Source organism: Leptospira stimsonii, from assembly GCF_003545885.1.
GTDB lineage: Bacteria > Spirochaetota > Leptospiria > Leptospirales > Leptospiraceae > Leptospira > Leptospira stimsonii.
Genome location: NZ_QHCT01000001.1, coordinates 227,557 through 239,743, shown reverse-complemented (window position 1 = coordinate 239,743; position 12,187 = coordinate 227,557). Strand labels below are relative to the sequence as shown.

At 40.6% G+C, this 12,187-nt stretch carries 11 protein-coding genes; 9 read left to right on the top strand and 2 right to left on the bottom strand.

The annotated features are described in order from the left end of the window. The first annotated feature begins 408 nt into the window (after window positions 1–408). Window positions 409–1,506, top strand: a complete 1,098-nt coding sequence (locus DLM75_RS01150) for an alkene reductase (RefSeq protein ID WP_118966733.1) — start codon at window positions 409–411, stop codon at window positions 1,504–1,506. A gap of 60 nt (window positions 1,507–1,566) precedes the next feature. Here DLM75_RS01150 and DLM75_RS01145 read toward each other — a convergent pair whose 3' ends face one another. Beyond that, window positions 1,567–2,082, bottom strand: coding sequence for a MarR family winged helix-turn-helix transcriptional regulator (locus tag DLM75_RS01145; protein WP_118967907.1), 516 nt, complete (start codon window positions 2,080–2,082; stop codon window positions 1,567–1,569). A gap of 101 nt (window positions 2,083–2,183) precedes the next feature. Between DLM75_RS01145 and DLM75_RS01140 the strand changes: the two genes are divergently transcribed. The 3 genes from DLM75_RS01140 to DLM75_RS01125 all read left to right on the top strand — a co-directional run bounded on the left by DLM75_RS01140 (window position 2,184) and on the right by DLM75_RS01125 (window position 4,736). Then, window positions 2,184–3,350, top strand: coding sequence for a hypothetical protein (locus tag DLM75_RS01140; protein WP_118966732.1), 1,167 nt, complete (start codon window positions 2,184–2,186; stop codon window positions 3,348–3,350). A gap of 485 nt (window positions 3,351–3,835) precedes the next feature. Continuing rightward, entirely contained in the window at window positions 3,836–4,216 is a 381-nt protein-coding gene (locus tag DLM75_RS01130) for a hypothetical protein (protein WP_118966730.1), read from the top strand. A gap of 43 nt (window positions 4,217–4,259) precedes the next feature. Beyond that, on the top strand, window positions 4,260–4,736 hold the full coding sequence (locus DLM75_RS01125) for a TetR/AcrR family transcriptional regulator (RefSeq protein WP_158586425.1): 477 nt from the start codon (window positions 4,260–4,262) through the stop codon (window positions 4,734–4,736). Here the strand turns inward: DLM75_RS01125 and DLM75_RS01120 are convergent. Then, window positions 4,728–5,204, bottom strand: coding sequence for a DUF4442 domain-containing protein (locus tag DLM75_RS01120; RefSeq protein ID WP_118966728.1), 477 nt, complete (start codon window positions 5,202–5,204; stop codon window positions 4,728–4,730). The genes DLM75_RS01125 and DLM75_RS01120 overlap by 9 nt on opposite strands. A gap of 176 nt (window positions 5,205–5,380) precedes the next feature. Here DLM75_RS01120 and DLM75_RS01115 point away from each other — a divergent pair, with 176 nt between their 5' ends. The 5 genes from DLM75_RS01115 (at window position 5,381) to DLM75_RS01095 (ending at window position 12,037) form a co-directional block, all read left to right on the top strand. Further along, window positions 5,381–7,420: a neutral/alkaline non-lysosomal ceramidase N-terminal domain-containing protein gene (locus DLM75_RS01115; RefSeq protein ID WP_118966727.1), complete on the top strand. Its 2,040-nt coding sequence runs from the start codon at window positions 5,381–5,383 to the stop codon at window positions 7,418–7,420. A 433-nt stretch (window positions 7,421–7,853) separates the two neighbouring features. Further along, a complete protein-coding gene (locus tag DLM75_RS01110; RefSeq protein ID WP_118966726.1) occupies window positions 7,854–8,876 on the top strand; it encodes a synaptic vesicle VAT-1 family membrane protein in 1,023 nt (340 codons plus the stop codon). Between the two features lie 125 nt (window positions 8,877–9,001). Next, window positions 9,002–9,943 (top strand): polyprenyl synthetase family protein, encoded by a 942-nt coding sequence (locus tag DLM75_RS01105; protein WP_118967906.1) that lies wholly within the window; start codon window positions 9,002–9,004, stop codon window positions 9,941–9,943. Further along, window positions 9,924–10,703, top strand: coding sequence for a TlyA family RNA methyltransferase (locus tag DLM75_RS01100; RefSeq protein WP_118966725.1), 780 nt, complete (start codon window positions 9,924–9,926; stop codon window positions 10,701–10,703). Before DLM75_RS01105 ends, DLM75_RS01100 begins: the two co-directional genes overlap by 20 nt. Window positions 10,704–10,930: 227 nt before the next feature. Continuing rightward, window positions 10,931–12,037 carry a DNA alkylation repair protein gene (locus DLM75_RS01095; protein WP_118966724.1) on the top strand — a complete coding sequence of 369 codons (1,107 nt, stop codon included), beginning with the start codon at window positions 10,931–10,933 and terminating at the stop codon, window positions 12,035–12,037. The last annotated feature ends 150 nt before the right edge of the window (window positions 12,038–12,187 follow it).

The following is a 12,187-nucleotide window of genomic DNA, read 5'->3' as shown; positions in this document are numbered from 1 at the left end:
AACCTATTTATGATTTTGGATCTATTGGAAATATAAATATTTCAATTTACCTTTGTTTTTAATAGAATGAGGGGAATCTGAATTCTTCTGAAATACTCAGTCATATTATAAATTCTTAAATTACTGTGTAGATGATCTAATCTTTTTTGGTGGCCGGCTTGATCAGAAATAAAGATCGATATTGGAATTTGCGTTCCGTTTTGAATCTCGTTTGATTCACCGAAAAATCCGCCTTCGACTGCTATTTAAGTTCACCTTTTCGGGTTCCTTTCGTCCCAAGAATTCCGCCAGATCTTTAGACTAGCAGGTTATAAAAAGCGTCCTAAAAAGAAAAAGATGTAACCATTCTTATTACAGGAAGTCTAAAGAGGAAATGGAAACCTTAAACTTTCGGAGTAAAAAATAAAGATGAACGTAGAATCGAAACAGGCTGTGGATCTCTTTGGATCCGCAAAACTCGGAAACCTTACCCTTCAAAATCGGATCGTAATGGCGCCGATGACAAGATCCAGAGCGATCAACAATATCCCTAATTCCATCATGGCTGACTATTATTCCCAGAGAGGAAGTGCAGGCTTGATCGTAACGGAGGGGACTTCTCCCTCTGCAAATGGACTGGGTTATAGCCGAATTCCCGGAATTTTTAGCAAAGAACAAGTCGAAGGCTGGAAGCTGGTTACAAAAGCGGCTCACGAAAAAGCCGCTAAAATTTTTGTCCAGCTGATGCACACCGGACGTGCCGGGAATACTATCAATCTTCCAGAAGGAGCAGAGGTAATTGCTCCATCCCCGATTCAACTCAAAGGCGAGATTTGGACTGACTCAAAAGGGCAACAGCCTTACACAGTGCCTCGCGAAATGAATTCAAACGATATCAAACACGCAATCTCTGAGTTTGCACAAGCGGCAAAGAATGCGGTCGAAGCCGGTTTTGACGGTGTCGAACTTCACGCCGCGAACGGATATCTTTTGGAACAATTCTTAAACGCAAACTCGAATCATAGAACCGATTCTTACGGCGGATCCAACGAAAATCGAAATCGTTTCGTTGTCGAAGTGGCTCGCGCTGTTGTCGATGCAATCGGGAAAGAAAAAGTTGGAATCCGATTGTCTCCGTACGGGGTCTTTAATGATACCGGTGCCTTCGACGGAGTCGAAGAACAATATGAAATTCTTTCTAAAGAGTTGAATTCTATCGGACTCGTTTACGTTCATATCGTAAATCATAGTGCTATGGGTGCGCCTGAAGTGCCTCAAAGCGTGATACAAAAAATTAGAAAAGAATTTAAGAATACTCTAATACTTAGCGGCGGTTATGATAAATCGAGAGCGCAATCGGATTTGGAAGATGGAAAGTGTGAACTCATCGCTTTCGGAAGACCTTTCATCGCGAACCCTGATTTTGTAATTCGATTGAAAGAAGATAAAACGATTGTAGACGCGGATCAAAGTACGTTTTATACTCCGGGCGCAAAGGGATATTCCGATTACCCAAGTTTAAACTAATCTAAATCGCAATTCAGAATCTAAAAGGCTTTCGAGTTCGAATGCCTTTTAGATTTTGGATCAGATCTTTCGCTGTTCCAAATTCAAAAGCAATTTTCTTAAGAGTTTGGAAAGTTCCGAATGTTCTTTCTCGGAAAGTGAGCTCATCAATTCATGACCGCTTTTTACGTGATCTAAAAGTGTTTTTGTGATTACGAATTTTCCTTCTGATGTAAGGCAGATAAGAACACCGCGTCGATCCTTCGGATCAGGCTCTCTTTGAACCCATCCCAAAGACTCCAATCGATCGATTCGATTTGTCATCGTTCCCGAAGTAATCATTAATGTAGCAAGAAGATCTCCAGGTGCCTTTTTATAGGGTTTACCGCTTCGGAGAAGCGCGGCCAGTACGTCGAAATCCTGAGTGGCAAGCCCGTGACTTTCGAAAACTTCCTTATGAACGTTGTAAAAGAAAATGGAAGACAACCGATGAATTCTTCCGATTGTTCCCATCGCCTTCATATCCAAGTCGGGTCTTTCTTGTGCCCATTGTTTTAGAATAAAATCGACGTGGTCTTCCGTTTTTTTGGACTTCATATTTCCCATTTTGTAGAAAATATCTTGACGTCAAGATAAAGTTCTTATTGTCTTGATAGTGAGAATCTTGATATCAAGATAAAATAAAATTCGGAGGAGCTATGAATTTTATCGCATTCTTTACCCTTTTCGCCGCGATTCTTACCTTAATCCTAACGCCGATTCAGTCCTACATTTGGAATGGAGAATCGACTCCTTTTTATCTATTAAAAATGAAGGAACTCATTTTGGTTTTTCTAAAGATGAAAAAGGAGATTTTTCCGGAAACGACCGATTACTATTTTTTCGGACGGATGACGATTTTCATTCATATCGGGATTTTACTGGGGCTGAAAGAATTGTACAAGAACGGTTTTTTTCCGGAATCCCTTTCGAAAATTCTTAGATTTGTCGCAGGCATTCTTCTTTTGGCGACTTTCGGCGATCTTATCGCGTACTGGGGAGGAAGTTTTTTCGGAGAATCGTTTCGAAAAATAGGATTTCGTTGGATGGAAGCGCCTTCGATTTTTCTCCTTTTGTTTGCGATCGGATATCTAGGATTCAAAATGAGAATGGAAAAAAAATGGGAAGGAACCGTCTTTGTTTCTCTTCCATTCTTGATGATCGGTTCTACATTATTTTTTCGTTATATTCCACACGGTCCACTATTCCCGATACTTTTCGTTGTGGCCGGTTTTGTATTGAGTTCTCCATCTGCTTCAACATTGCAAAAGATAAGCCGATGGTTTGAGAGCATATCTTCCGTTAAGAGCATTCTTATCTTTTTCGTTTTAGGGATGTTATTCTCTCAAACGATGCAGATATTGGAAAAATCCATTCCAATATCTGCATCGGGTATCCTTCCTAAAAAGATGGACTTCCGTCCTTTTTCCTCTGCCAAAGATTTTGTAGAAGTTTTTGGAACCTATGGAGAGCAGGGGAGATATTTGTATTTCTGGATTGATATCGTGGATATGATTTTTCCGATTCCTCTTTCTTTGTGCTTTGCTGGCATTTATACAAGGGTCGCTTTAAAGACCGGTTTACCGATTTCCTTCAATCTTCTTTCTCTTGGATTCTTAGTCTTTGATCTCGTTGAAAATTCTTTGATGTTTTATTTTTTAGCTTCTTGGCCGATTGTTTCCGAACCGTTGGCGGCGATTACGGGAGCTGTGACCGCGATTAAGTTATTTTTTCTTTTCGTGGGCTTTATCATGTTCTTCGTATCCTCTTTGATTCTCATTTCGCTTTGGATTCGGGAAAAACGAAATAAACTTTCGGCTGGATAGAATGATTTTTCGGGGGAAGAGAACTTTTCCCGGATATGCTTCCATCTTTTTTCAAGCGCATTTTACTGTTTATCATTTGTTCCGACAAATGAATTGGCCGGGATCCGTCTTTATTCGGGCTTAAAGTAGGTCATAAAGTAGAATTTTTGAAAATTACGTTCAATTTGCTTTTCGGTCGAAAGGCTTTTTTCAAAAAAATCCCCAAATTAGAATCCGGAAATAATCGAAAAGGCCGGATTCGATTTCAAGAATCAGACCTCGCCCCAAAATTTTATCCGGAACGGAACAATTTTGTATCCGTAAATGAGACGCAGGAGTTCCCACAAATGAAGCCTCCTTGACGTTCGATTGAAGTTTAACCGTGGTTTCGAATTGGATTTTTACGTTTTTAGGAGCGTGGAATTTATTTAAAAACATACCCAAGGGTATGGTATGTCGATTGACTCGATTCAAATTTCAAGTATTCTTCAAGTAAGGAGAATTTTATGAAACCGGAAGATTTTCTTATTTTAGGGTCGATTCATAGCGTTGGTTTTGCAGTTTTTCACGTTTTTTTTTGGAAACTATTTCGTTGGAAGGAGGACTTAAAACGGATTTCGTTTGCGAACCGTGCGATTCTTCAGATAGCAAATTTGAGGTTGATTTACTTTTTCGTTTTTATGGCGGTTATCACTTTCTTCTTTAGGACCGAACTCGTCCATTCTCAAATGGGAAATTGGATTCTGATCGGCCTTTCCTTTTTTTGGTGGGGGAGATTGATCGAGCAATTTATTTTTCTACGAGTCAATCAATCGATGGTTCATTTTCTTTCCGCTCTTTTTTTTCTGGGTGGGGTTTTGTATTTAATTCCTCTGTTTGTATTTTAATTTTTCAAGCATGCATTCGGCGGAACACTGGATATTGGCGGGTTTGGATCTTCTTTATCACGAAGGAGAAGAGTCTCTTACGATTGAATCCTTATGCAAAAAATTAAAACTTACAAAAGGTTCTTTCTATCATCATTTTAAGAATCGAGAATCTTTTTCGCAACGGTTGTTGAATTACTGGGAAAAACATTTTACGGACGAGATCATTCGGAAGGCGGGAGCAGAATCGACTCCGCAAGCGAGGTTGAAAGTTTTACGATCTCTTACGTTAGCGTTGCCGAAGAATACGGAGCGAGCGATCCGATCCTGGGCGTTTCGAAATTCTAAGGTAAAGAAAATTCAGGAGAGAGTTGATTCAAAAAGAATCGCTTTTTTGAAAAATGCATATTGGGAACTCTCCAAGGACCGTAGGCAGGCGGATCAGAAAGCTAAACTTGCCTACGCGATTTTTGTCGGAGTCGAAATGATTCTACCGAGTTTGGACGAAAAAGAGATTAAGAAACTCTATTTCTTATTTTAATCGTTCCTTTTTGATTTGTTCCTTTCTCCGAACATAAACGACCTTGTCCAGCTCGGCGACGACTTTCCCCGTTTTTTCATCGTAAACTTTGGTTTGGAAGAATGCGTCTAATTTTCTTTTTTCATCCGCTTCTTTGCGAATTCTTTTTATCTCTTCGTGAGGAATATGAAATTCCGCATAGACCTTTCCTAAACCCGGACTAATGAATCGGATCGTCGCCGCCTTGTCCCAAACAAGATAATCTTCTCCTAAATTCTCCATCAAAATCAACATGTAAAACGGATCGCACATAGAATACAGGGAGCCGCCAAAATGGGTTCCAACTAAGTTTCGATTCCACCAGTGAAGCTTCATGCTCAGACGAAAGTGATTCAGATCCTTACCGATTCGTTTGTATCGAATCCCCGCCCCAAAGTAGGGAGGATAGAAGTTGAAAAAATAAAACCGTAGCCGTTTCCAAAAATTCATGTAGTTTGATACCAAACCTTCTGTTTATTCTCCCTTTGTTAAAGATACCCCCGATTTTAAAATCAGAAAATAAGTCATTTGTAATGAAATGCATGTAAAATGCTTTGTTTCGATTGAAAGCTCTTGCTTTTTCGAAGCGTTCATCGTAAAAACAACTTCCCCGGAGGAGATTAAATTTGAAGCTTCTTAAATTTCGAGATATCCTATGGATTCTCTTTTTCTTTCTTTTATTTCCGATATTTCTGGGTTGTAGCGATTCTACAACGTATGTGATTAAAAATAAAAAACCTTTTGTATCTCCGAATACAAAAGGTCTTTTTGCGGGCGCATCAAAGGTGGATATAACTCCTCCGCCCGGTCTTCCTCTTGCCGGTTACTCGATGCTCGCAAATACGGAGAAAGGATTTAGAACTAAAATTTATGCGAGGGTCATCTATATTAGGAAGGATCAACACGCGCCCTTAGTTTTAATCCAGACCGATTTACTTTCCGGTTCTTTACTTCTGCATCATAGATTAGCGGAAAGACTTTCTGAAACAACGGATATCAGCTTGGGAGGAATCGTTCTTTCGGGAACACACACACATTCCGCACCTGGAAATTTTTATGAGAATAATTTCTACAATGAGTTTGCCGGAAATAAACCGGGCTTTGAGAAGGAATGGTATGAATTTTTAGAAGATAGAATTTATGAGGCTACGTTGAAAGCTTTTCAATCCGCTCGACCGGCAAAGATTGCAACGGGAAAGTCGAATGTCTGGGGGCTTACAAGAAATCGTTCTATCGAAGCCTATGCGGCCAATCGTAATTCAGGAATTCAAGAAATCAAAACCGAACAAATCTACGACGCGGTCAATCCGGAGATGACGATGATCCGAATCGATGCGAAAGATAAAGACGGTTCGTTCAAACCTCTCGCAGTTTATTCGACGTATTCGATTCACGGGACTTCGATACCGTCTTGGAACAAGGTAGTCAATGCGGATGTGTTCGCCTATCCGGAAAGAGAACTGGAATTAAAAATCAAAGAAGAATATAAGTCCGACTGGGAACCTTTGCACGCGGTGTCTAACGCTACACACGGAGACAATTCACCCGATTATAGGGAGGATATGCAAGGCTTTATAGAATCAAAAAGGCTTGGTCTTGAAATATCACGAAAGTCTTATGAACTATTCCAAACCCTCGGTAAAAAATTGAATGCGGATGTAACCTATTCGTATAACTCGAAGGAAGTGGACGTGTATGAAAGTCCGAAGATGGGAGATGCGGAACTTTGTAGTCGGCCCGTCGCCGGAACCGCCTTGACCGGAGGAGCCGAGGATGGAATGACACCCGTTTTATTTTGGCTTCCTTTTTGGGGAGAGGGTTGGCCTCGTTATATATTTACGGGAGGATGTCAGGGTCATAAAAGAACCGCAGGATCCGTCTTTCAGTATTTGGTCTTACCAAAGAAGAATTTTCCTCACAGAATGATTCTTCAGACCGCAAGAATCGGAGACACCGCCTTGCTCGCCGTTCCTTTTGAAGTCACAAATGAATCCGGAAGAAGATTTTCAAACGCGGCTTTCGATGCAGAAAAACAAAGAACTTCTAAGAGTAAGGAGAATATTACACAAACTTCGGTCTTGTCTTGTACAAACGGTTATTTCGGTTATGCGACAACTCCGGAAGAATATTCCAAACAACACTATGAAGGCGGACATACGATCTTTGGACCGGGAACTCAACCCTTTCTGCAAGCTCATCTCGCCGATCTTGTAAAACAAATGCCTGCGGAAGGAGGCAAAGAAAGTTTTCCGGATTCTTGGGAATTTCAACTCGATACAAAACGGTATATGCCGGATAAAAAGGAAGCTCAGGGAAGTCGTGAATTAAAAGAAGCGCCGCGTTTGGTTCTCGCCGAAGAGAATTTAGAAAAACATTGGATCTTTCGTTATAAGGACGTGAATCCTTCTTTGATTCAATTTCATCAACCATTGATTTCGCTTCAATATCGGGATGAAAAAGGAGAATGGAAGAATTTAGTGCAAGACGGAAAATTGATAAACGACTCAGGAACCGAGATCGATGTTCGTCTTCAAGGAGAATCTTCTGAAGGGATGGCGATCTATGAAGTTCGTTGGTTCAATCCTGAATTTCATTCCAAGAGAAAGTATCGTTTTACAATCGCGCCTCGCGGAAAAGAAAAAGAATTTTATTCTCCGGAATTTTGAATCGATCGCGGGAGATTATTGTCTCCCACTTTTAGATGAGAGAATTTCATTTTAAAGAAACGTAAAATTGAAAACGAAACGTTTTCTTTCCTCCTAAGAACGTTTTCTCCGGCCTTGTAAAAGATTGAGATCAACCTAAATATTTTTTTCGGACGGACTTAAAGTCCGGTTTCAATCTTTTTTTCTATGGATCCGTTTGTTGGAACATAAGAATCCATTTTTCTAATGAACTTCCCGGAGCTAAAGGGAAGTCGGTCCTTTTTATAATGGATTCCGCATTTATCCCTTTGAACTTGAATCTGTCGTATTGTATAAAAAAATCGATTTTAAGAATGAGTTGACTTTTCGGATTGTATTCGAGTCGGCATTGTTCTCATTTTTAAAATAGAAAATTTTCTTGCGCGGAATGTCCGAATTCTTATAACTTCGTCTCATGCAAAGAACGATAGCTTTGGTTCGTAAAAAGGGATCTCTGGAAAACATTGAATTGATAAACGAAGTTCTCGCGGAACCTTCTGAAAACGAAGTTCAAGTCGAAATTCATTCGATCGGATTGAATTTCGCCGATCTTTTCGCGATTCAAGGGCTTTATAGCGCGACTCCGGAAGGAGCCTTTATTCCCGGTCTTGAATATTCCGGGATCGTCTTAGCGACGGGAAAAAAAGTTAAGAACGTAAAGAAAAAAGATAAGATCATGGGAGTGACTCGTTTCGGAGGGTACACTTCTCACTTGAATATCGATTCTCGATACGTTTTCAAACTTCCCTCAAAATGGAATTTCGATCAGGGCGCCGGTTTTTTAGTCCAGGGATTGACCGCCTATTACGCATTAGTCGCTCTTGGAGATCTTCAAAAAGGACAAACAGTTTTGATCCATAGCGCCGCCGGCGGAGTTGGAATTCTTGCGAACAGAATCGCAAAAAAACTCGGGGCATTTACGATTGGAACGATCGGGACTCCGTCCAAGATAGAACTTCTTAAAAAAGAAGGTTACGATCGTCAGATCGTTCGTTCGAATCGATTCGCGAAGGATCTTCAAGAATCACTTTCAGGAAAAGAATTGGATCTGGTTTTGGAATGTATCGGTGGAAAAATCTTTCAGGAAAGTTACGATATTATGGCACCGATGGGAAGAATGATCGTATACGGAGCCGCTGAAATGATGGGATCGGGAAGTTCCGTGAATTGGGCGAGATTGGCTTATAAATATCTTTCCCGTCCGAAGTTGGATCCTATGAAAATGGTTTCTGATAATAAATCGGTCATGGGTTTCAATCTGATCTGGCTCTATGATCGAGTCGAAAAACTTACGAAGAATCTCAACGGTTTAGTAAAACTCAACCTGGAACCGCCACTCGTTGGCAAAACGTTTCCATTTGAAAAAATTGAAGACGCCCTTAAATTCTTTCAAACTGGAACTTCAGTCGGGAAGGTCGTTTTAAAAGTGAAGGACTGAGTCGGCATCCAATCGGTTTTTCGAAGCCTTCCCTTTTTGTAAAACTTCGATTCATTGAAGAATGGCTTATTCTTTGTTTGGACTTTGCTTTACAATTATCCGAATTCTTTCAATTTGGAGGTAGAGTGAGCCAATCTGCGTTTTCCGAAATATTCCATTCTTATCGAGCGGCATTTGAGAATTTTTTAGATACTCAAACACTCTTTCTCTTGTCCAAAAATTCCGCACCGGAACTCTTTGAGGCGATGAAATACAGCCTTATGGCCGGCGGAAAAAGGTTACGCCCGGTTTTGGCGCTCGCGGCTTCGGGTGGATTTCAAGTCGATTCTAAGAACGCTCTTTTTTTAGGCTCTTCTCTGGAATGTATTCATACGTATTCATTGATTCACGACGACCTCCCGAGTATGGATAACGACGATTTTAGACGAGGGATGCCGACTCTCCATAAAAAATTCTCCGAATCGACCGCCGTATTAGCCGGGGACGCGCTGAACTCTTTTGCATTTTATTTTCTCTCATTCGTCGAGATGGAGAATGGGGATGTTTCCCTTTATAGAGATCTATTAGAAATTTTGCATACAGGCGCCGGGGCACCCGGGATGGTTTCAGGACAGATTTACGACTTACAAATGGAAAGGGAGAATTCGATCTATTCCCGAAACGGGAACTCGGAAGATCGAGTCGGGCTCGTTCAGTTGACTCATCGATTGAAAACGGGTTCTCTGATCAAAGCGTCTCTTTTGATCGGTAACCGTTTGCGAAGGGATTGGAGAGAACGAGCCACTTCTCTTTCAAAATACGGAGAGGACCTCGGATTGCTCTTTCAAATTACGGATGACATTCTCGACGTGGAAGGAACGCAAGAATCGCTCGGGAAAACGCCGGGAAAAGACGTGAAAGCCGGAAAGATCACCTATCCCGCGTTATTCGGCTTGGATCGTTGTAAAGAAATGGTTCTGGATTTACAGAAGAATTTAATTTCTCTCTCTTCAGAATTCGTTTCTACTCCCGAAGAAACAATTTTTTTCCAGGAACTACCGATCTACATTGGCCAAAGAAAAAATTAGACTCGATTCGCTACTCTTAAAGAAAGGATACGCGGACACGTTGGAGAAAGCGAGAAGTCTGATTCTTTCGGGTTCCGTTTTGATAAACGAACAAAAAATAACCAAGGCCGGACTTCAATTTTCGGAAAATTCTGAAATTCGAATATTGAACGTGATCCCTCAGTATGTAAGCCGAGGCGCGTACAAACTCTTAAAGGCATTTGAAAGTTTTTCAGTAAAGGCAGAAGGAAAGGTCTGTATCGATCTCGGTGCGTCGACGGGCGGATTTACGGAAGTTCTTCTCGAAAAAGGAGCTTGGAAGGTTTTTGCGTGCGACGTCGGTTATGGGCAATTGGCAGAAAGAGTGAGAAATCATCCTGCGGTAGTCGTAAAGGATCGTTTTCATCTTAAGAATCTCTCCTCGTCCGAAATCGATTGGGAAAACGAAAAGAATCACGTTCCGAATCCGAATTCCATTTTAATAGTGATGGACTTGAGTTTTATTTCGCTTCGCTCCGTTTTTCCCGTTCTAAAAAGATTCAGGCAGGAAAAGAATATTCCTAAAATTGAATGTGTTACTCTGATTAAACCTCAGTTCGAGGCCGATCCGAAAGATCTTGTGAAGGGTGTTCTTAGAAATTCGAAAATTCGCTGGAAGGTCGTTCGATCCTTGTGTACATTTCTCAAAGTGGAAATCGGAGCTTCCATCTTAGGTTTGGAATGGTCTCCGATCGAAGGGAGAGAAGGGAACAAGGAAGTGCTTCTGTATTGGACGTTATAGAATTTTCAAATGATTCTTCTTTCAATTCTTCTTCGGATTTGGAATTATTGATTCCTTTCTTTCGGAATTGAGGTAAAAAAAAGAGTTTTGAAAAGAGGAATGTAAGAATCGGATTCTTTTTCTTAGAACGATTTTCCTTTCTCCTTTTGAAATCGTGCACAACATCGTTTGATAACTTAAAAAATCCATGGACGATTTTTCTTCCTAAAGATATTTATGATTGAATCATGGCCGAGTTACTCAAAGACCTTTATACGAAAGAAGTCCTACAAAAAATTGCGTCCTCCTTTTCAAAGGAAATAAAATCGGTTTCGGAAGAAGAATGGATTCGAAGATTCAAACAAAAAGATTGGAATCGACTCGAATTGAAACAAAGAATTCGAAGAATCGCGGAAGTCATTGCCGAGGAACTTCCGAAACCGTTTCCTAAATCGATCAAGCCGCTTCTTGCGATAACGGATTCGATCGAAAAACGATTTTCCGGAAAGGAAATTTTTCTTTCGATTTTTCTCGGAGATGTCGTTGAAATTCTCGGCATCGAATATCCGGAAGAATCGATGATCGCCTTTGAAAGAATTACAAAACTCATCTCTTGCGAATTCTCCATCCGCCCTTTTTTAATTCGACATCCCGAAGTTGCTTGGTCTCGGATGTTGGAATGGTCTCTTCATTCGGATCCGAACGTGCGAAGATTGTCTTCGGAGGGAAGTCGGCCCAGACTTCCTTGGGGCATGGGAATTCCCGGTTTAAAAAAAGATCCGAAGAGAACGATTCCCATTCTTCAAAATTTGAAAGACGATCCGGACGAGGTTGTCCGAAGAAGTGTCGCCAATCACCTGAATGATATCTCCAAAGATCATCCGGAAATTGTATTGGAGATCGCGGAGAGTTGGGTCGGAACTACGAAAGAAAGAGATGCACTTTTAAAACACGCACTTCGAGGCCTTTTGAAAAATGGAAATCAAAGGGCGCTAAAGATATTCGGATTCGGTTCCAAGGTAAATGCGAAAATTCTAAATCTAAACTTGAAATCAAAGAAAGTGAAGATCGGAGGCGAGCTTTTGTTTCGTTTTAGTGTAGTCTTGGAAGAAAAAAAGAAAACGAATCTTAGAATGGAATATAAGATAGAATACGCAAAGGACTCCGGGAAAACTTCCAAGAAAGTTTTTCAAATTGAAGAAAGATTTTTTGATCCGAAAGAATCCGTTTCCTATGAAAGAAAACAATCCTTTAAACAAATGACAACTCGAGTTCACGTTCCGGGAAAACATACTTTAGAAATTTATATCAATGGAGAGGAGAAGGCGAAGATTGAATTTCAGGTGATTGGTTGACTATAGAATGGTTCGCGGAGAATTTCTTTGAAGAGGAATTACCAAAATAATCTTTTGGCGCCCTGAAAATTCAATTCGACAATAGATTTGATATTGACTCTAAGAATAAAAATCCTCCTTTTTCGAGGTTCAAAAAATTATCAGATAAAA